General features: G+C 72.8%; 18 protein-coding genes and 1 tRNA gene. 9 read left to right on the top strand and 10 right to left on the bottom strand.

What is annotated here, in order from left to right:
* Window positions 1–104 precede the first annotated feature (104 nt).
* Window positions 105–190 (bottom strand) — tRNA-Leu (locus BGP73_RS11670).
* Between the two features lie 249 nt (window positions 191–439).
* On the opposite strand from BGP73_RS11670, the gene BGP73_RS11665 reads away from it, so the two are divergent.
* The 3 genes from BGP73_RS11665 to BGP73_RS11655 all read left to right on the top strand — a co-directional run bounded on the left by BGP73_RS11665 (window position 440) and on the right by BGP73_RS11655 (window position 3,011).
* Window positions 440–1,774, top strand: a complete 1,335-nt coding sequence (locus tag BGP73_RS11665; protein WP_069814221.1) for a M20/M25/M40 family metallo-hydrolase — start codon at window positions 440–442, stop codon at window positions 1,772–1,774.
* Between the two features lie 165 nt (window positions 1,775–1,939).
* Window positions 1,940–2,173: a chaplin gene (locus BGP73_RS11660; protein ID WP_069814220.1), complete on the top strand. Its 234-nt coding sequence runs from the start codon at window positions 1,940–1,942 to the stop codon at window positions 2,171–2,173.
* Window positions 2,174–2,312: 139 nt separating this feature from the next.
* Window positions 2,313–3,011, top strand: a complete 699-nt coding sequence (locus BGP73_RS11655; RefSeq protein WP_069814219.1) for a chaplin — start codon at window positions 2,313–2,315, stop codon at window positions 3,009–3,011.
* A gap of 132 nt (window positions 3,012–3,143) precedes the next feature.
* Here the strand turns inward: BGP73_RS11655 and BGP73_RS11650 are convergent, their stop codons facing one another.
* Complete coding sequence (locus BGP73_RS11650) at window positions 3,144–3,332, bottom strand: DUF5703 family protein (RefSeq protein WP_069814335.1); 189 nt, start codon at window positions 3,330–3,332, stop codon at window positions 3,144–3,146.
* 47 nt (window positions 3,333–3,379) lie between these two features.
* Between BGP73_RS11650 and BGP73_RS11645 the strand changes: the two genes are divergently transcribed.
* Window positions 3,380–4,063, top strand: coding sequence for a hypothetical protein (locus BGP73_RS11645; RefSeq protein ID WP_069814218.1), 684 nt, complete (start codon window positions 3,380–3,382; stop codon window positions 4,061–4,063).
* A gap of 170 nt (window positions 4,064–4,233) precedes the next feature.
* Here the strand turns inward: BGP73_RS11645 and BGP73_RS11640 are convergent, their stop codons facing one another.
* A complete protein-coding gene (locus tag BGP73_RS11640; protein WP_069814217.1) occupies window positions 4,234–6,417 on the bottom strand; it encodes a helix-hairpin-helix domain-containing protein in 2,184 nt (727 codons plus the stop codon).
* A 2-nt stretch (window positions 6,418–6,419) separates the two neighbouring features.
* Window positions 6,420–7,403, bottom strand: a complete 984-nt coding sequence (locus tag BGP73_RS11635) for an aldo/keto reductase (protein WP_069814216.1) — start codon at window positions 7,401–7,403, stop codon at window positions 6,420–6,422.
* 153 nt (window positions 7,404–7,556) lie between these two features.
* On the opposite strand from BGP73_RS11635, the gene BGP73_RS11630 reads away from it, so the two are divergent.
* A complete protein-coding gene (locus BGP73_RS11630) occupies window positions 7,557–8,606 on the top strand; it encodes an LLM class F420-dependent oxidoreductase (protein ID WP_069814215.1) in 1,050 nt (349 codons plus the stop codon).
* 118 nt (window positions 8,607–8,724) lie between these two features.
* On the opposite strand, the gene BGP73_RS11625 is transcribed toward BGP73_RS11630, so the two are convergent.
* Window positions 8,725–9,339, bottom strand: a complete 615-nt coding sequence (locus BGP73_RS11625; protein ID WP_069814334.1) for a hypothetical protein — start codon at window positions 9,337–9,339, stop codon at window positions 8,725–8,727.
* Between the two features lie 170 nt (window positions 9,340–9,509).
* Window positions 9,510–10,499, bottom strand: coding sequence for a magnesium/cobalt transporter CorA (gene corA / locus BGP73_RS11620; protein WP_170837824.1), 990 nt, complete (start codon window positions 10,497–10,499; stop codon window positions 9,510–9,512).
* Window positions 10,500–10,689: 190 nt separating this feature from the next.
* Here corA and BGP73_RS11615 point away from each other — a divergent pair, with 190 nt between their 5' ends.
* The 4 genes from BGP73_RS11615 (at window position 10,690) to mshC (ending at window position 14,227) form a co-directional block, all read left to right on the top strand.
* Window positions 10,690–11,391 (top strand): histidine phosphatase family protein, encoded by a 702-nt coding sequence (locus BGP73_RS11615; protein ID WP_069814213.1) that lies wholly within the window; start codon window positions 10,690–10,692, stop codon window positions 11,389–11,391.
* Between the two features lie 125 nt (window positions 11,392–11,516).
* Window positions 11,517–12,107 carry a DUF3090 domain-containing protein gene (locus BGP73_RS11610; RefSeq protein WP_069814212.1) on the top strand — a complete coding sequence of 197 codons (591 nt, stop codon included), beginning with the start codon at window positions 11,517–11,519 and terminating at the stop codon, window positions 12,105–12,107.
* Entirely contained in the window at window positions 12,071–12,943 is an 873-nt protein-coding gene (locus tag BGP73_RS11605) for an SCO1664 family protein (RefSeq protein WP_079127443.1), read from the top strand. Before BGP73_RS11610 ends, BGP73_RS11605 begins: the two co-directional genes overlap by 37 nt.
* 54 nt (window positions 12,944–12,997) lie before the next feature.
* Window positions 12,998–14,227: a cysteine--1-D-myo-inosityl 2-amino-2-deoxy-alpha-D-glucopyranoside ligase gene (mshC, locus tag BGP73_RS11600; protein ID WP_069814210.1), complete on the top strand. Its 1,230-nt coding sequence runs from the start codon at window positions 12,998–13,000 to the stop codon at window positions 14,225–14,227.
* A gap of 253 nt (window positions 14,228–14,480) precedes the next feature.
* On the opposite strand, the gene BGP73_RS11595 is transcribed toward mshC, so the two are convergent.
* The 4 genes from BGP73_RS11595 to BGP73_RS23085 all read right to left on the bottom strand — a co-directional run bounded on the left by BGP73_RS11595 (window position 14,481) and on the right by BGP73_RS23085 (window position 18,784).
* Entirely contained in the window at window positions 14,481–15,575 is a 1,095-nt protein-coding gene (locus BGP73_RS11595) for a PAC2 family protein (RefSeq protein ID WP_069814209.1), read from the bottom strand.
* A gap of 160 nt (window positions 15,576–15,735) precedes the next feature.
* Window positions 15,736–16,941, bottom strand: a complete 1,206-nt coding sequence (gene metX / locus BGP73_RS11590) for a homoserine O-acetyltransferase MetX (protein WP_212732807.1) — start codon at window positions 16,939–16,941, stop codon at window positions 15,736–15,738.
* Window positions 16,942–16,958: 17 nt separating this feature from the next.
* The gene (locus tag BGP73_RS11585; protein WP_069814208.1) at window positions 16,959–18,314 is read right to left on the bottom strand and encodes a bifunctional o-acetylhomoserine/o-acetylserine sulfhydrylase; all 1,356 of its coding nucleotides are present in this window, start codon (window positions 18,312–18,314) and stop codon (window positions 16,959–16,961) included.
* 329 nt (window positions 18,315–18,643) lie between these two features.
* The gene (locus BGP73_RS23085; RefSeq protein WP_170837814.1) at window positions 18,644–18,784 is read right to left on the bottom strand and encodes a putative leader peptide; all 141 of its coding nucleotides are present in this window, start codon (window positions 18,782–18,784) and stop codon (window positions 18,644–18,646) included.
* Between the last annotated feature and the right edge of the window lie 80 nt (window positions 18,785–18,864).

Here is an 18,864-nt window from a genome sequence, read left to right as displayed (position 1 = left end):
GTCCGCCGGGACGCGTCGGTCCCGTCCGGCCTCGCCGCGCCGGAGAAACGAGCTGCGCGCCCGACAAGCAGAGAGACCCCAGGATCACCTGGGGTCTCTGCCTGTGTCCGAGGGGGGACTTGAACCCCCACGCCCGATAAAGGGCACTAGCACCTCAAGCTAGCGCGTCTGCCATTTCCGCCACCCGGACGAGGTGTGCCGCCGGCCTCCGGGCCTCAGCGACGTGGAAAACCATAGCAAACATCCGAGGGTCCTCGATCACTCGGCCGAGCGCCTCCGGAGCCGCGTTCCGGCTTCCGCCGTCGGGATCGCCGCCGAGCACCGTGGGGGTCTTGGGGCGCGGAGCGGAGCGGGGGAGGATTGGGTCCCGACCCCCGTGCACCGCCGTGCCGCACCCTCCGCGCACGGCATCGGGGGCGGCAACACTTCAGGAGGCAGCGTGAGCGAGTCGCACCAGGCCGCGACGACTTCCGGCAGCGCGGGTGAGGACGAGGTCGTCGACCTCTGCCGGGATCTGATCCGGATCGACACGAGCAACTACGGCGACCACTCCGGTCCGGGAGAGCGCGCCGCAGCCGAGTACGTCGCCGAGAAGCTCGCCGAGGTGGGGCTCGAACCCGAGATCTTCGAGTCGCACCCGGGGCGGGCCTCGACGGTGGCCAGGATCGAGGGGGAGGACCCCTCCCGGCCCGCGCTGCTCATCCACGGCCACACCGACGTCGTGCCGGCCAACGCCGAGGACTGGACCCACCACCCCTTCTCCGGGGAGATCGCGGACGGCTGCGTCTGGGGGCGCGGCGCGGTCGACATGAAGGACATGGACGCGATGACCCTCGCGGTGGTGCGCGAGCGGCTGCGCAGCGGCCGCAAGCCGCCCCGGGACATCGTCCTCGCCTTCCTCGCCGACGAGGAGGCGGGCGGGGTGTACGGCGCCCGGCACCTGGTCGACCGACACCCGGGGCTCTTCGAGGGGGTCACCGAGGCGATCGGCGAGGTGGGCGGTTTCTCCTTCTCGGTCAACGAGAACCTGCGGCTGTACCTGATCGAGACGGCGCAGAAGGGCATGCACTGGATGCGGCTCACCGTGGAGGGCACCGCCGGCCACGGCTCGATGACCAACGACGACAACGCCATCACCGAGCTGTGCGAGGCGGTCGGCCGACTCGGCCGCCACCAGTTCCCGGTCCGTGTCACCAAGACCGTGCGGTCCTTCCTCGACGAACTCTCCGACGCGCTCGGGACCCCGCTGGACCCGGAGAACATGGACGAGACCCTCGCCAAGCTGGGCGGCATCGCCAAGATCATCGGGGCTACCCTGCGGAACACCGCGGCGCCGACCATGCTCGGCTCGGGTTACAAGGTCAACGTGATCCCCGGTCAGGCGACCGCCCATGTCGACGGGCGTTTCCTCCCCGGATACGAGGAGGAGTTCCTCGCCGACCTCGACCGCGTCCTCGGCCCGCGGGTCAGGCGGGAGGACGTGCACACCGACAAGGCTCTGGAGACCAGTTTCGACGGCGCGCTGGTCGACGCCATGCAGCACGCGCTGCGGGCGGAGGACCCGATCGCCCGCGCGGTGCCCTACTGCCTCTCCGGAGGCACCGACGCGAAGTCCTTCGACGATCTCGGTATCCGTTGTTTCGGCTTCACCCCGCTGAAGCTCCCCGCCGACCTCGACTTCGCCGGGATGTTCCACGGTGTGGACGAGCGGGTGCCGGTGGACGGACTGAAGTTCGGCGTGCGGGTGCTGGACCGGTTCCTGGACCGCTGCTGAGCTCACCACCGAGCACCGCACCTCTGATCTGAAAATCAGATCAGAGGTGCGGTGTGTTAGCTGGAACGGGTGAGAAGGCGTTTGAATTCGTACCCCTGATTCCTCCCTCCTCGTTACAGGCAATGCGAACCGAGGTTTGGTTCGCATTGCCTGCAAGGAGGAAGAATGCTCAAGAAGGTCGTCGCTGCTGCGGCTGTCACCACTGGGCTGATGTGCGCGGGTGCGGGTGTCGCCGTTGCCGACTCCGGTGCTCAGGGGGCCGCGGTCGGCTCCCCCGGTGCCGTGGCGGGCAACACCGCCCAGCTGCCCGCGCATGTGCCGGTGAACGCCTGCGGCAACACGGTCTCTCTGATCGGGCTGATGAACCCCACCTTGGGCAACGCCTGCGGCAATCTCTGACGCCGCGTTCGTCAGGCAGTGAGGTGTGATCCGGGCGGACCGGAGAGTGCGCGCCATGCACTCCGGGTCACCGGGATCCTGGCGGACGGGCAGGGAGCCCGTGCGCTTTCTAATGGCAAAAGGCAGGGGAACGAAACCTATGCGATACGTCGCGAGGAAAAGCCTGATCACCGTGGTGGCCGCCGGGGGCGTACTCGCCGCCGTGAGTGGATACGCCCACGCGGACTCGAGTGCGGAGGGGGCCGCCGAGCGCTCCCCGGGGGTGCTCTCGGGCAACACGGTCCAGATCCCGGTGCATGTGCCGCTGAACGTCTGCGGCAACACCGTGGACGTCATCGGTGTGCTCAACCCGGCGGCTGGCAGCAAGTGCGCCAACGTGTCGGAGAGCGGAGAGCCGGGGAAGGCCCACGAGCAGGACGCCCGGTCGAGCGACGCCGGCGCCTCGGCCCGGGGCCACAGCAGTCACTCGCCCGGTGTCGCCTCCGGCAACGAGGTGCAGGTGCCCGTCGACCTCCCGATGAACGTCTGCGGGAACAGCATCGACGTCATCGGGATCGCCAACCCCGCCGCGGGCACCGACTGCGTCAACGAGGCGCCCGCGAAGCCGCACCACCCCGGCAACCCGGAGAAGCCGGAGCAGCCGGGGAAGCCGGAGGCGCCCGAGCCCTCCGACGAGACGCCCGCCGGTCCGAAGACCCAGGTCGTCACCGAGCCCCGGGCCACCCAGGAGCTCGCCCAGACGGGGGCCGCCGACGGGCTGGGCATCGCCCTCCCGATCGGCGCGGGGATGGTCCTGGCGGGCACCGTGCTCTACCGCCGCGCCCGGGCCGCCGCGTAGCGGACGGGTGACCCCGAGAGCTCCGGGCGCTGTGGTCGGCGGACGACTCGCCGAGCAACTCCGCGCGGAACCCTGAGCCGGAGGATACGGCGCGAAGCGGGCCCCTGGAGAGGGGCCCGCTTCTTCCGTCGGTCACCAGGTCGCGCGCACCTGGCGGATGATCCGGCGGCGCAACCGCACTCTGCGGCTGCCATCCGGGCGCAGTAGCAGTCGATCCAGCTCCCAGTGTCCGTACTCGGCGTGGTCGGTCAGAAGGCGGGTGGCGGCCTTACGGGAGACGCCACGGGGCACATACACGTCACGAAACTCGTATTCCGGCATCACAACCATTGTGCGGGCAATGCCCTTCTGCGGATAGCGTCTGCACTATGTCTGATGCTGCACAGCCTTCGGCTGTTGAGGTACGTGCCGCCGTCCAGGCGCTCAAAGCCGCGCTGGACCGGCATCTCGACGCGGTCGAGCGCCGGTCCGGAGAGGACGACCCCGCCGTCTACGCGGCCTTCAACGAGTTGGCCATCGCAGCCGAGCAGTACGACGAGCTGCTGTACGACACCCACGACGAGGTAACGCCCTTCGAGATCCCCGGCGACGACTCCCTACCGCCGTACATCGGTCCGGAGGAACCGAGCGTGCTGAGCGTGCTCATCCGGCGGGACTACACCGTCACCGAACCCGAACGGCTCTTCTCCCAGGCACAGCGGGTGGTGGACCTCGACCCCGACGCCGTCGACGACCGTGACCCGCGAGAGGGGACGGGCGAGGTGGGCGACGACATCCACACGGCGCTCGGGGTGCTGTTCGGCGAGTACGAGCCGGACGAGATCGCCTCTCGACACGAGGAGTTCGGACTGGAGGAGGGGGACTCCACCCTCTGGGTGACGGCCGCCGAGGAACCAGGCGAGCCGGGTGAGTGGCTGGACGCGCCGTTCGAACAGGCGGACCCGGAGTTGATCATCTGCCGGTTCGACGTCAGCACCGTCTTCGACGAGGAGTCCGACGACTACGAGGAGGGGCCGGAGGACGTCGTGCCCGGGCCGTTCGGACGACTCTGACGGCGGCAGCGCTCTCCGGGGCCTCGGCCGGCGGCCGAGGCCCCGAGGCCCCTGTGGGACAGGACCACTGCGTCGCCCACAGGGAAGAAACAGGGGCCACCCGTCGCCCGCCTTCCCGGAGCGTCCCGGTGGGCTGCGGCGGCGGGTCCGGGCTCCCCGGCCGCACCAGCTCACTCCGGGGGGCGCACCAGCGTCCGCAGCAGGGTCCGCAGCCGGGTGGTCCGTTCCTTCACCGGGACCTCGGCGACCGCGCGGGCCAGGGCCGCGCCGGCCCCCTGGACCACGGAGAGGTGCCGCTCCGCGCGGCTGAAGGCGGTGTAGACCCAGGCACGGCTGAGGGTGTCGGCCGCGTCACCCGGCAGCACGGCGACGACCGCCGGCCACCGGGTGCCGACGGCCTGGTGTGCGGTGACGGCCCAACCGTGGCGGACGGTCTCGCCGACCCGGTCGCGGGCGACGGACACCTCCGAGCCCGCAGCCGCCAGCCGTAGACCGTCGGCGTCCGCGGCGACCACCCTGCCGGGGACGGCCCGGCCGGGGAAAGGTACGAAGACCACCCGGTCGCCGGGGTCGAAGCCACCGAAGCGTCCGGGCCCCGGGTTCAACCGCTCCTTGAGCGCGGCGTTCAGCGCCCGGGTGCCCACCGGACCGCCGTGGCCGGGTGTGATGACCTGGAGCTGCTCCGCGGGGACCCCGATGGCACGCGGGACGGAGTCGGTGACCAGTTGCACCGTGCGGTGGACCGCCTCGCCCGGATCCCGCACCGGCACGATCACCACCTCCCGGTCCGGCGCCGCCACCTGGCTCAGTTCGCCCACGCCGACTCCCGAGACCAGCTCACCGATCGGGCCGGCGTCCGGGGTGCGCGAGGCGATCTGAGGACAGACCCGTGCGGCGAGGACGTCGGCGAACACCCGGCCGGCACCGGCCGACCAGAGCACCCCGGGGTCGCCGCTGAGCACCAGGCGGACGCCGTCGGGCAGGGACTCGACGAGCGCCGCGGCGGTCTCCACGTCGAGCTGGGGCGCGTCCAGGACCGCGAGTACGTCGAGGGCCAGTTCGCCGTCGGCGCCGCGCCCGGGCCCCTCACCCGCGGAGAGCAGCCCGGTGACGGTGACGGCGGCGTCGGCCGCGTCGCCCAGGAGCGCGGCCAGACGACGCCGCCCGTCCTCGCTGTGCACCGCGCCGTACGCCCGCAGGCCCTGCGCCCGGGCCGCGGCCACCACGGCCGCCGGTTCGGCGCGCGCGGCCTCCCCGCCGGTGTGGACCACCAGGCCGTTGTCGGCGACGGCACGGAGCAACTCCGCCGCGGACGGCGACGGCGCGCGCCCGGCGGCCTCCTGCCAGCCCGCCGTGGCACCCGCCTCAGGGCCGGGCCCGCCGGTGGCGGCGCCGAAGGTGCTGACCAGCCGGGCCAGACCGTCGGCGAGGCTCTCCTCGGCGAGCGCGTAGCGGTCGAGCCCGAGCAGTACCCGGACCGGCTGCTCCTCCGCCGCACCGGCCTGCTCCCCGACGGGAGGAGCCGCCGCGGTGTTCGGGGCCTGGGCCAGGACCGGCGTGTCCTGGAAAACCAGCACCGCTCCGTCGGCGATGGCCGTCCTGACGGCCTCCTCAGGGGCCGGAACCGACTGCCGGGCGAGCGCCTCGCTGAGCACGGAGGGCTCCACGGCGGTGTGTCCGGCGAGCGCCGCACGCTCCAGTACCCAACCCACCAGCGCCCCGGTCCGCCGCTCGTCGCCGGGGCCGCACTCGGCGCCCAGCAGGGCCCGGGCGAAACCGTCCGCCTGCTCCGGACGCACCCCGGACACCTCGAGCAGCCGCCAGGGGTCGGCACGCAGCTCCTCGGCGGCCGCTTCGCCCAGCGCCTCGGCGGCCGACTCCGCCAGCCCCTCCGGAGCGCCGCCGAGGTCGAGCACCTCGCGCACCGCCGCCACGGCACCGCTCCGCTCCGCCGCCGACGGCCGCCGTCCGGAGGCCGCTTCCCCGGGGACGGGCGCGCCACCGGCTTCCGCCCGCACGGCGTTCCTCGGCGCGGTGGTGTCCCCGGGGCTCGCGGCACCCGTCCGGGACGGCGCCGGCCGCGGCCGGACGGGCTGGGCGGGCTCCGGGTAGAAGGACGCCGCAGACCGCTCTCCGCTCTCCACCGCCCGTACGGCCGCCGCCAGCTCCTCGACGGAGGAGGGGCGGCTCCCGGGGCGGGCGGTCCCGCCACCGCCGTCCCCCCGAGGGGCGCTCGGCGCGGCCTGCTCGGCCGGGGTCGCGGGAGCCGCCTCGGCGCCGTCCACCGGAGGACCGGACGGCGCCTTCCCCGGCTGGGCCGGCCCGGTGGTGGCCGGGCCGGCGGGGCAGTCCATGCTCACAGGGTGCTCCAGTCGTGATCGGGGTAGTGGTGCACCGGCGCCGAGACATCGTCCAGCGCCCGGTCGATCTCCTCCGGGAGCCTAAGGGTCTCCGCTGACAGCACCGCGCTGAGCTGCTGCTCGTTCCGGGCGCCCACGATCGGGGCCACCACCCCGGGACGGTCACGGACCCAGGCCAGGGCGACCGACAGCGGTGTGGTGGCCAGGCCGTCCGCCGCTGTGGCGACCGCGTCCACCACCCGGTTCGCCCGGTCGTTGAGATAGGGAGCCACGAAGGGGGACATGTGGGGCGAGGCGCCACGGGAGTCGGGCGGTGTGGCGTTCCGGTACTTGCCGGTGAGCACGCCCCTGCCGAGGGGGGAGGAGGGGAGCAGGCCCACGCCCAGGTCCTGGGCGGCCGGCAGTACCTCCCGCTCCACACCGCGCTGGAGCAGGGAGTACTCCAGCTGGGTGCTGGCCAGCCGGATACGCGGTCCGGGCCCGGCCAACTGCCAGGTGGCGGCCTTGGCCAGTTGCCACCCGCAGAAGTTGGAGACACCCGCATAGCGGGCGCGTCCGCTGCTCACGGCCGCGTCCAGGGCCTGCAGTGTCTCCTCCAGCGGAGTCGTCGGATCGAAGGCGTGCAGCTGCCAGAGGTCGACGTAGTCGGTGCCGAGCCTGCGCAGCGAGGCGTCGAGTGCGGAGAGCAGGTGGCCACGGGAACCGTCGAAGCGCCGGTCGGGATCGGGGACGCTGCCCGCCTTCGTGGCCACGACCAGGTCCCGGCGGGGGACGAGGTCTCCCAGCAGCCGCCCGAGAAGGTACTCGGCCCCGCCGTCGGCGTAGACGTCGGCGGTGTCGACGAGGGTCCCGCCGGCCTCCCAGAACGCCTTCAGCAGGCCGGCGGCGTCGTGTTCGTCGATGTCCCGCGCCCAGGTGAGGGTGCCGAGCCCGATCCGCGATACCCGAAGGCCCGTCAGGCCTAGGTGCCTCTGCTCCATGGGCGTCGAGACTACTGGGCGGCCGGCCGGCGGTGTCGGGGCTGTGGACGACGCGCCGACGGGTGCGGGGCCCACCGCGACATCGCGACCGCGCGTCCACTGGTCTAGAGTCCGGACTGCAGCGACGGTTACTGGTCAGTAGGAGGATGCGGTATGCGGCTCGGGATCAACCTCGGCTACTGGGGCGCCGGTATGGACGCCGACAACCTCGCGGTCGCCCGCGAGGCCGACAAGCTCGGCTACGACATCTGCTGGGTGGCGGAGGCCTACGGCTCCGACGCCCCGACCGTGCTCTCCTGGGTCGCCGCGCAGACCGAGCGGATCGAGGTGGGATCGGCCATCTTCCAGATCCCCGCGCGTGCGCCCGCGATGACGGCGATGACCGCCGCCACCCTCGACTCGCTCTCCGGGGGCCGCTTCCGCCTCGGCCTCGGGGTATCCGGACCGCAGGTCTCCGAGGGCTGGTACGGCGTCAAGTTCGACAAACCGCTGGCGCGCACCCGCGAGTACGTCGAGATCGTCCGCCGGGCCATGTCCCGCGAGCGGCTCAGCTACGAGGGCGAGCACTGGACCCTGCCGCTCCCCGACGGGCCGGGGAAGCCCATCAAACTGACGGTGCACCCGGTGCGGGAGGAGATCCCGCTCTACATCGCCGCCATCGGCCCGCGGAACCTGGAGCAGACCGGCGAGATCGCCGACGGGGCGCTGGTGCTCTTCTTCGCCCCCGAGCACGCTGAGGCGACCACGCTCGGGCCGGTCCGCGCCGGCCGTGCGAAGGCGGGCCGGACGGTCGAGGGTTTCGACCTGGTGGCGACCGTGCCGATGGCGGTCGGTGAGGACGTGACGGCCCTTGCCGACCACTTCCGGCCGTACACCGCGCTGTACGTCGGCGGTATGGGCAGCGCGAAGCAGAACTTCTACAACAAACTGGCCCAGCGGATGGGCTACGAGAAGGAGGCCGCGGAGATCCAGCGGAGGTACCTCTCGGGTGACAAGGAGGGTGCAGCCGCCGCGGTCCCCCGGGAGCTCATCGACTCCACCACGCTGCTCGGCTCGGTCGACCGGATCGCCGACCGGATGAGGGCGTACGCGGAAGCCGGGGTCACCACCCTGTCGCTCGCCCCGGCCGGCCTCACCCTGGAAGAACGGTTCGGCTCGCTGCGCGCCGGTGTCGAGGCGCTGGAACGCTCCGGCCTGGCCTGACGGCCCTCGGAGACATCCCGTCCGCTCTCCCGCGACGCAGCGGAGAGCCGGACGGGGCGGATCTCCGGAGTGCCGACCTCCGCTGCTGACCCGCGCGGTCGCCGCCGGAGGTGAGGCCTCAGTGCGGGATGAGCCGCCCGATCAGTTGGCCGAAGGAGATCAGCCTGGCTATCTGCCCGGGCCCGCCGTCGTCCAGCGACTTGCTGAAGCGGAAGGCCTCAGGCCGGAAGCGGGCGGCGGCGATCGGAGTCTCGGGGTCACCGCCGGACACCGGGTTGAGCTCGTGGGGTGTGGCGGTGGCCAGCACCAGATGGACCCCCCGGTCCACCCGCCGGCCCGAGCCGTCCCGGCCGACGACCGTCCGCATCCCCACGTGGCGGATGGCGTCCAGCGGAAGCACCTGCACCGAGGAGTCGAGCACGGTTCCGCCCGGTGCGTCGTCGTCCGCCAACTCCTCGCTGTGCCAGAGCAGCAGCCGGCGCCCGTCACAGATGGCGGCCTCCTGCCAGACCGACGCCCCGGCCTCAGTCAGGTCCACCACCCGCTCCAGGGTGAAGCCGCGGACCCGATGCCGGCCCAGCACACCGCCGATCGCCTCCAGCGCCACGTCCGCGTGGAGGAAGTACGCGTGCGCGGCGTCCTCGAGGCGGTCGTAGGGCGACCAGTCCGAGCCGGCCGGCCCGAGTCGCCGCGGTGCGGGGCGGTTGCGCGTTGCCCTGCTGAACTTGCTCACCCGTTTCACAACCCCCTCCGGCCTCGCCCTCAACCCTACCCACCGCACCGGAAACCAGACGAGTCGAGGAGCACGGGGCGCCGCCCACCCGCTTCGCTCCCACCGGAGAAGGCGCTCCGCCCAAGCCCGGGGAGGGCCACGGCCGTTCCGGACGGGAGAGGGCCGGCGGATCAGAGCCAGCTGCGCCGCTTGAAGAGCCGGTACAGGCCGAGGATCACCACCAGCATCAGGCCGAGCACCCCGGGATAGCCCCAGGGCCACCTCAGCTCGGGCATGTTCCGGAAGTTCATACCGTAGATCCCCGCCAGCAGGGTCGGCACCGCCGCCATCGCGGCCCAGGCCGAGATCTTCCGCATGTCGTCGTTCTGCTGGACGCCCATCTGCGCGAGGTGGGCGGAGAGGATGTCGGACAGCAGTCGGTCCAGCCCCTCGACGGACTCGTCGACCCGGCTCAGGTGGTCGGCGACGTCCCGGAAGAACGGCCGGGAGTGGTCGTGGACGAAGGGCATACCTGTCGCGGCCAGCCGGCTCAGGGGTTCGCCGAGCGGCACCGTGGCCCGCCGGAACTCCACCAGCTGCCGCTTGAAGGCGTAGATGCGGGAGGCCACGTTCTTGGCGTCCCGCCCCGGCGGGGCGAACACCTCCTCCTCCAACTCCTCCAGATCCACCTGGAGGTCCGCCACCGCCTCGACGTACTCGTCCACCACGGCGTCGCTCACCGCGTACAGCACCGCGGTCGGTCCGTGCCGGAGCCGGAGCGGATCGCTCTCCAGCCCGCGGCGGACCCGGGACAGCAGCCCGTCGCCGCCGTGTCGGATCGTCAGCACGAAGGAGTCGCCCACGAAGAGCATCAGCTCGCCGCTGCGCACCCGCGCACCGGACTCGTGGGCGATCGGCCTGAGTACCAGCAGGAGCGAGTCCTGGTACACCTCCAGCTTGGGGCGCTGACGTGCCTGCAGAGCGTTCTCCACCGCCAGCGGGTGCAGGGCGAACTCCCGGCTGATGCGGTCGAACTCCTGCGGTGTCGGCTCCCGGACCCCCACCCAGAGGAACGAGCCGCTTCCCGCCCGGGCCTCGGCGAGGGCCTCCGAGAGGTCCGGCGAGGTCTGGGTACGGCGCCCGTCCCGGTAGATGGCGCTGTCCACGATCACGCTCAGGATTCTGCCCCGCCCCGCGGGGGCGCGCATGGCCAGGAAGCCCTTCGGCGCGGCGCCGGACGGAAACGAGCCGCAGGCGCCGAGGGCCGGTGACCCGGCCGACCGGGCTCCGCCACGCCCCTCTCCGTCGGGGCGCCGAGGCCGGTCCGCAGCGACCGGCCGCCACCGCGCACCGGGTCGTAAGCTGGCCACCATGGCCACGCTGATCCTCGTACGGCACGGGCGGTCCACCGCAAACACCGAGGGGGTGCTCGCCGGATGGACCCCCGGCGTCGCCCTGGACGAGAGGGGGGCCGAACAGGCGGCGGAGCTCCCGGCGCGGCTGGCCGGGCTTCCGCTCGCCGCTGCGGTCCACAGCCCGCTGCAACGCTGCCGCGAGACCCTGGAGCCGCTGCTCGCGGCTCGGCCGGAGCTGCCCGCTCACACCGAGGAGCGGATCGGCGAGTGCCGCTACGGCGACTGGTCCGGCCGCAAACTCGCCGAACTCGCCGAGGAGCCGCTGTGGACCACCGTCCAGCAGCATCCTTCGGCCGCGACGTTTCCCGGGGCGGACGGTGAGTCCGTCCGTGCCATGCAGGCGCGCGCCGTCGACGCGGTACGGGAGTGGAACGGCCGGATCGAGGCGGAGCACGGTGAACACTCCGTCTACCTGATGTGCTCACACGGTGACATCATCAAGGCCCTGGTCGCCGACGCGCTCGGCCTCCACCTCGACCTCTTCCAGCGGATCAGTGTCGAGCCCTGCTCGGTCACGGCGATCCGCTACACCAGGCTCCGCCCCTTCCTGCTGCGGCTGAGCGAGACGGGGCGACTCGACTCGCTGGCACCGTCCGGGGAACCCGCCCGGGCAGCCGAGGGCGACGCCGCGGTCGGGGGCGCCACGGGCACACCGTGATCTCCGTGCGCAGTAGGCTGGACGGGGCGCGGGGGCCGAGTGCCCCGCCCCCCGGCACATGATCGGCCCGAGTCGCACAGCCACGTCGTACACGACCGCGAAAACACGATTCCAAGGGAGCAGGCGTGTCCCGTCAGGTGTTCCTCTACGACCCACCGGACCGCTTCGTCGCCGGCACGGTCGGGCTGCCTGGGCGGCGTACCTTCTTCCTCCAGGCGAGTTCGGCGGGCCGTTCCACCAGCGTCGCGCTCGAGAAGGCACAGGTGGCCGCCCTCGCCGAGCGGATCGACGAACTGCTGGACGAAGTCGTGCGCCGGACCGGTGGCAGTGCGCCGGTACCGGCCGTCGCCCCCGCCGAGGTGGCCGACACCGCTCCGCTCGACACCCCGGTCGAGGAGGAGTTCCGGGTGGGCACCATGGCGCTGGCCTGGGACGGCGAGAAACAGTGCATGGTCGTGGAGGCCCAGGCTCTCGTCGAGCTCGACGCCGAGTCGGAGGAGGAGCTCGCCGAGGCCGAGGAACGACTGATCCAGGACGACCAGAACGGACCGCCCATACTGCGGGTGCGGATCAGCGGGTCGATGGCGCGGGCGTTCGCCAAGCGGGCGCTCGAGGTGGTCAACGCAGGACGCCCGCCGTGCCCGCTGTGCAGCCTGCCGCTCGACCCGGAGGGACACGTATGCCCGCGTCAGAACGGATACCGCCGCGAGACCTGAGCACCGTGAGCCCTTCCCGCAGCCTCCCCGGGGCGAGGGCGTTGGAGGAACCCGGGACCGCCCGGCTCCTCGCGGAGGGCGAGCTGAGGGTACTGGGCAGCCTGCACGGGGCCTCGAACGCGGTCTTCCGCTGTGAGGTGGAGGGGGCCGGCCGGAGGATCGACTGCGTCTACAAGCCGATCGCCGGTGAGCGGCCCCTCTGGGACTTCCCGCACGGCACGCTCGCCCAGCGCGAGGTGGCCGCCTACGAGGTCTGCCGGGCCATGGGATGGGAACTGGTGCCGCCGACGGTGCTGCGTGACGGTCCCTACGGCGAGGGCATGTGCCAGCTGTGGATCGACGCCGACCCGGAGGCCGAGCTGCTGGCCCTGGTCGACGCCGAGCAGGCCGGGCCCGGCTGGAAGGCCGTCGGCCGGGCCGAGGTGGCCGAGGGCCGCACCGCGCTGCTGGTACACGCCGACACCCCCGGACTACGACGGATGGCGGTACTGGACGCGGTGATCAACAACGGTGACCGCAAGGGCGGTCACCTGCTGCCGACCGCCGACGGCCGGCTCCACGGCATCGACCACGGGGTGGCCTTCCACCCGGAGGACAAGCTCCGCACCCTGCTCTGGGGCTGGGCCGGTGAGCCCCTTCCCCGGGGCGTGACCGAGGTGCTGGGCCGGCTCTCACTCGGGCTCTCCGGGACCGGCGCGCTGGCCGACCGGCTCCGTGAACTGATCACCGCCGAGGAGACGGCGGCGCTCCGGGAGCGGGTGGACCGGCTGGTGAGCAGCGGACGCCACCCTGTGCCGAGCGGGCAGTGGCCGGCGATCCCCTGGCCCCCGGTGTAGACAACCCGCCGGGGCGGTTCGTAACCGGAACGGGCATCCGGTTACGCTCATGACATGTATGCCTGGCCCGCTTCAGACGTCCCCGCTCTGCCCGGCAGCGGTCGGGACCTCCGGATCCACGACACCGCGACCGGGGGGCCGATCACCCTTCAGCCCGGGCCGGTCGCCCGTATGTACGTCTGCGGCATCACGCCGTACGACGCCACCCATCTGGGGCACGCGGCGACGTACAACGCCTTCGACCTCGTCCAGCGGGTGTGGCTGGACACCGGGCGGCAGGTGGACTACGTCCAGAACGTCACCGACGTCGACGACCCGCTGCTGGAACGGGCCGTGGCCAACGAAGAGGACTGGACGGTGCTGGCCGAACGGGAGACCGCCCTCTTCCGGGAGGACATGACGGCCCTACGGATGCTGCCGCCCCGGCACTACATCGGGGCGGTCGAGGCCATACCCGAGATCGTGCCGCTCGTCGAACGGCTACGGGCGGCGGGCGCCGCCTACGAGCTCGAAGGTGACATCTACTTCTCCGTGGCGGCCGACCCCGCCTTCGGTGGGGTGTCCGGTCTGGACGCCGAGACGATGCGCCTGCTCTCCGCCGAGCGCGGCGGCGACCCGGAACGCCCCGGTAAGAAGAACCCGCTCGACCCGATGCTGTGGGTGGCGGCCCGGGAAGGCGAGCCGAGCTGGGACGGAGGCTCACTCGGCCGGGGCCGACCGGGCTGGCACATCGAGTGCGTGGCGATCGCCCTGGGTCGGCTGGGCATGGGCTTCGACGTCCAGGGCGGTGGCTCGGACCTGGCCTTCCCCCACCACGAGATGGGCGCCTCGCACGCCCAGGCGCTCACCGGGCAGTGGCCCTTCGCCCGGGCCTACGTGCACGCCGGCATGGTGGGGCTGGACGGCGAGAAGATGTCCAAGTCGAAGGGGAACCTGGTCTTCGTCTCGCAGCTGCGCCGTTCGGGGGTCGACCCCGCGGCCATCCGGCTGGCCCTCCTCGCCCATCACTACCGCGCCGACTGGGAGTGGACCGACGGTGTGCTGGAGGCCGCGGTCGCCCGCCTGGAGCGGTGGCGCTCCGCGGTCTCACGACCTGACGGACCTCCTGCGGACGGCCTCCTGGAGGAGGTGCGCCGGGCGCTCGCCGACGACCTGGACGCACCGGCCGCCCTCGCGGCGGTGGACCGCTGGGTGGAGACCCAGCGGACCACGGGGGGAACGGACGAGGGCGCTCCCGGGCTGGTCTCCCGGACGGCGGACGCCCTGCTCGGCGTGGCCCTGTGACCGCAGACCGCACGACGCGGCCGCCGGAGGCATCGGGGCGCTGACGGCCGCCGGCGGCAGCACCTCCCCGGCGACACCGGCGGTGACACTGGCTGGTGGGACTGAGTAGTGACACTGCCCAGGTGCTGATGGGAAGTGGTACTCAGCAGGCGCTGGGCCCGCGAAGCCGCGGCGCGCTGCCGATGTGCCGGTCAGGCGGCGGGGAGCCGCAGCCCTCGCCGTGCGTCGGCCCGCGGGTGCCAGAGGGCGCTCCTCAGGTGTCCTCGCCGCCCTCCGGGCCCTTGTCGTGGTGCGGCCTCCCGTCCTCCCGGTCGGCGTCCTCGGCGGAGGCGTCCTGCTCGCCGCGCTCCTCACCGGTGGGTCTCCGAGCCGAGCGGAACCGCCCGGTGGCCGGGTCGCGCAGGTAGGGCGTCTCGCGTGTCTGACCCTCGGGGCCGGTGCCCCCGCCCTCCGTCGCGACACCGCCCGCGCCGGTCTGGCCCGATCCGTCCCGGCGTCCCGGGCCCTGCCCGTCCCGGCGGCGCAGATACCGTTCGAACTCCCGGGCGATCGCCTCGCCGGAGGCCTCCGGCAACTCGGCCGTGTCCCGCGCCTCCTCCAGGGACTGGACGTACTCGGCGACCTCGCTGTCCTCGGCCGCCAACTGGTCCACCCCCAGCTGCCAGGCGCGCGCGTCCTCGGCCAGTTCCCCGAGCGGGACGTGTAGGCCGAGCAGGTCCTCCAAGCGGTTCAGGAGGGCCAGAGTGGCCTTGGGGTTCGGTGGCTGCGACACGTAGTGCGGAACGGCCGCCCACAGGCTGACCGCGGGGACGCCCGCGTGGGTGCAGGCCTCCTGCAGGATGCCGACGATGCCCGTGGGGCCCTCGTAGCGGGTCTCCTCCAGGTCCATGGTCCGGGCCAGCCCCGGATCGGAGGTGACGCCGCTGACGGGGACCGGGCGGCTGTGCGGCGTGTCGCCGAGCAGCGCGCCGAGCACCACGACCATCTCCACCCCCAGCTCGTGGGCGAAGCTCAGCAGCTCGTTGCAGAAGGTGCGCCAGCGCATGCTCGGTTCGATCCCGCGGACGAGGACCACGTCGCGGGGGCGCTCGCCCCCGGTCCTCGCCACGGACAGCCGAGTCGTCGGCCAGTTGACCCTGCGCACTCCGCCGTCGAGCCAGATGGTCGGCCGATTGACCTGGAAGTCGTAGTAGTCCTCGGCGTCCAGCGCCGCGAAGACCTCGCCCTTCCACTCCTCGTTCAGGTGCGCGACCGCCGCGGAGGCGGCGTCACCGGCGTCGTTCCAGCCCTCGAACGCGGCCACCATGACCGGGTCGATCAGCTCGGGCACTCCCTCGAGCTCGATCACCCAGCGCCTCCTTCCGACCGGAAGATCGCCTTCCGCGATCCCGGATGCTCCGTCATCCCGTCCGTGCCCAGCCTACGGCGTCCGGGGCGGCCGTCAGCAGCCCGATGGAAGAACCGGAAGAGAATCGGCCGGGCGTGCTCGCCGTGCCCCGGACCACCGGTCACAGTGAGTGGCCCGCACCCCTCAGCAGTTCGGTGATCACTGCCCCGACCTGCTCGGTCTCCACCAGGAAACCGTCGTGGCCACAGGGTGACTCGATGACCCGGGCCCGGTCAGCGGCCGGCATTCCGGCCGCCAGTCGCTGCTGCTGCTCCAGGGGATACAGCCGGTCCGAGTCGACACCGACCACCAGGGCGGGTGCGGTCACCCTGCGGAGCGCGGCCGCCGTACCGCCCCGGCCGCGGCCGATGTCGTGCGCGTTCATGGCCTGGCTGAGCACCACGTAGCTCCCCGCGTCGAACCGCCGCACCAGCTTGTCCGCATGGTGGTCGAGGTACGACTCCACCTGGTACCGGCCGCCGCGGGCCGGGTCCTCCGATCCCTGCGGCGTACGGCCGAACCTGCTCTCCAGCTCCGGCTCGCTGCGGTAGGTCGTGTGTGCGATCCGGCGGGCGATGCCCAGGCCGTTGTGCGGTCCGCCGCCGGGACCGGCGTCGTGGTAGTCGCCCCCCTGCCAGCCGGGGTCCGCCCGGATGGCCCGCACCTGGATCTGCGCCCAGGCGATCTGCTCCGCGCTCGCCGCGGCGCAGGAGGCGAGCACGAGCAGCGCCCCGGTCCGCTCCGGCTCGGCTACCGCCCACTCCAGCGCCCGCATGCCCCCCATCGAGCCGCCGAGCACCAGCGCCCAGCGGTCGATGCCCAGCGCGTCCGCCAACTGCACCTCGGCCGCGACCTGGTCCCGCTGACCGATCGTCGGGAAGGCCGCCCCCCAGCGCCGGCCGTCCGGCCGCCGGGAAGCGGGCCCGGTGCTGCCCTGGCAGCCGCCCAGCACGTTGGGCGCCACCACGAACCAGCGGTCGGTGTCGATGGCCAGCCCGGGGCCGACCAGGGCGTCCCACCAGCCGGCGGTCGGATGGCCCGCCCCAGCCGGGCCGGTGACGTGGCTGTCACCGGTCAGGGCGTGCAGCACCAGCACCGCGTTGGAACCGTCCGGTGCCAGCGTCCCCCAGGTCTCGTAGGCGATGCTCACGCCGGGGAGCACGCCGCCCGCTTCCAGCGGCAGCGGCGCCGGCAGCTCCACCCAGCGCCGACGGCCGGGAGGATCCCCCTCCTGCCAGGCCCCGGTGGCCGGCGGGAGGGCGTCCGGTGGGGGAGTGGCCGGCCGAGCCGCGGCAGGGTTACCGCCCCGCCGCGGCTCGGCCGACAGCTCCGTACGCTGAGTGCTCAGGACACGCCCTTCGCCGCGCGGAAACCGGCCTCCAGGTCCGCCTTGAGGTCGTCGATGTGCTCGATGCCCACCGACAGCCGGACCAGCCCCGGCGTGGCGCCGGTGGCCGTCAGCTGCTCCTCGCTGAGCTGACTGTGGGTGGTGGAGGCGGGGTGGATGATCAGGCTGCGCACATCACCGATGTTAGCGAGGTGGCTGAACAGCTCCACGGCGTCCACGAACCGCTTGCCCGCCTCCATCCCGCCCCGGAGCTCGAAGGTGAAGACCGCGCCGGCCCCGCGCGGCAGGTACTTCCGCGCCGTCGCGTGCCAGGGGCTGGACGGCAGCCCGGCGTAGTGCACGACCTCCACCTCGTCACGCCGCTCCAGCCACTCGGCCAGGGCCTGGGCGTTGGAGCAGTGCCGCTCCATCCGCAGCGAGAGCGTCTCCACGCCCTGGAGCAGCAGGAAGGCGGAGTGCGGGGAGAGCGCGGGGCCGAGGTCGCGGAGCAGTTGGACGCGGAGCTTGATCGCGAAGGCGCTGGGGCCGAGATCCGGCCAGTAGCGCAGACCGTGGTAGCTCTCGTCCGGGTTGTTGAAGTCCGGGAACCGCTCGGCGTGGGCACCGAAGTCGAAGGTGCCGCCGTCCACGACGACACCCGCGATGGTGTTGCCGTGGCCGCCGAGGAACTTCGTCGCCGAGTGCACGACGACGTCGGCGCCGTGCTCCAGCGGACGGAGCAGGTACGGGGTCGCGACCGTGTTGTCCACGATCAGCGGAACCCCGGCGGCGTGGGCGACGTCGGCCACCGCCCGGATGTCGAGCACGTCGCCGCGCGGGTTGCCGAGCGACTCGGCGAAGAGCGCCTTGGTGTTCGGGCGGATCGCGGCCCGCCAGGCTTCCACGTCGTCCGGGTCCGACACGAAGCTGACCTCGATGCCGAACTTCGGCAGCGTGTGCCGGAAGAGGTTGTAGGTGCCGCCGTACAGCGAGGTGCTGGAGACGACGTGGTCGCCGGCGCTGGCGAGGGTGAGCAGCGCGAGGGTCTCCGCGGCCTGTCCGGAGGAGAGCGCCACCGCGGCCACCCCGCCCTCCAGGGAGGCGACGCGCTGCTCGAAGACGTCCTGGGTGGGGTTGTGGATCCGGGTGTAGATGTTCCCGGGCTCGGCGAGCGAGAACACGTCGGCCGCGTGCTGGGTGTCGCGGAAGACGAACGACGTCGTCTGGTAGATCGGCACCGCGCGGGCGCCGGTGGCGGGGTCCGGCTCGGCACCGGAGTGGACCTGCCTGGTCTCGAACGACCACGCCGGGGTCCCGGGTCCGGGCGAGGCGCCCTCGGGGCTCTCTGCTGCGGGGCTGGCGGACTGGCTCATGGCTCTCCTTCAGGCGCACGCGGAACACTCGCGTGCGACGCGTACGTCAGGGACGTGCCACGCGTCCCGGTGGACGCGGGGGCACGTCGGAAGTCGGGTGCCGCACCCGGTTCCGGGCCGGCCCATCGGCGTGGCGACCGGGGCCCGGGCGGGGCGGGAAGTACGGGGGCAGGGTGGACACGGTGCCGGAGAACGGCGGGCCCTCGGCAGCACCGGACCTGAGCTGCTGCGCTCCAGGGTGTGAGCTCTCGAGGCCGGGGCGTTGTGCGCCTTGCCGTGAGCGGCGCTCACGGATGGTCGTCGAGGCAGCCGTCAGGCCGTTCGAACCGTCAGTCGAAACAGATCGCGCTGGAGACGCGTTGGAGGTCGATGTGACGGCGCTCCGCGAAGCGGACGCCGAGGAAGAGCGCGTAACGAGCACCGGCCCGCTGCATCGGCCTGGGCCGCGCGGCGATCGGCTGGTACGGCATCAAGGGGGCGGTCCCTTCCTACGAGACGGGCCCCGCGGTGGTGGCGGCGGCCTCGTCCCAGCACGGTAGCTGTTGTGGAA

The sequence above is a fragment of the Streptomyces sp. TP-A0874 genome, assembly GCF_001748085.1.
In the GTDB taxonomy this organism is placed as follows: Bacteria; Actinomycetota; Actinomycetes; order Streptomycetales; family Streptomycetaceae; genus Streptomyces.
The sequence above is the reverse complement of the archived record's forward strand: the minus strand, read 5'-3'. Positions and strand labels throughout refer to the sequence as shown.

Coding starts and splice junctions, on each gene's coding strand:
- BGP73_RS11615 (WP_069814213.1), top strand. CDS start 10,690: ATGGCCACGCTGATCCTCGTACGGCACGGGCGGTCCACCGCAAACACC.
- BGP73_RS23085 (WP_170837814.1), bottom strand. CDS start 18,784: ATGCCGTACCAGCCGATCGCCGCGCGGCCCAGGCCGATGCAGCGGGCC.
- BGP73_RS11655 (WP_069814219.1), top strand. CDS start 2,313: ATGCGATACGTCGCGAGGAAAAGCCTGATCACCGTGGTGGCCGCCGGG.
- BGP73_RS11645 (WP_069814218.1), top strand. CDS start 3,380: ATGTCTGATGCTGCACAGCCTTCGGCTGTTGAGGTACGTGCCGCCGTC.
- BGP73_RS11605 (WP_079127443.1), top strand. CDS start 12,071: ATGCCCGCGTCAGAACGGATACCGCCGCGAGACCTGAGCACCGTGAGC.
- BGP73_RS11585 (WP_069814208.1), bottom strand. CDS start 18,314: ATGAGCCAGTCCGCCAGCCCCGCAGCAGAGAGCCCCGAGGGCGCCTCG.
- mshC (WP_069814210.1), top strand. CDS start 12,998: ATGTATGCCTGGCCCGCTTCAGACGTCCCCGCTCTGCCCGGCAGCGGT.
- BGP73_RS11660 (WP_069814220.1), top strand. CDS start 1,940: ATGCTCAAGAAGGTCGTCGCTGCTGCGGCTGTCACCACTGGGCTGATG.
- BGP73_RS11635 (WP_069814216.1), bottom strand. CDS start 7,403: ATGGAGCAGAGGCACCTAGGCCTGACGGGCCTTCGGGTATCGCGGATC.
- BGP73_RS11650 (WP_069814335.1), bottom strand. CDS start 3,332: ATGCCGGAATACGAGTTTCGTGACGTGTATGTGCCCCGTGGCGTCTCC.
- BGP73_RS11630 (WP_069814215.1), top strand. CDS start 7,557: ATGCGGCTCGGGATCAACCTCGGCTACTGGGGCGCCGGTATGGACGCC.
- BGP73_RS11640 (WP_069814217.1), bottom strand. CDS start 6,417: ATGGACTGCCCCGCCGGCCCGGCCACCACCGGGCCGGCCCAGCCGGGG.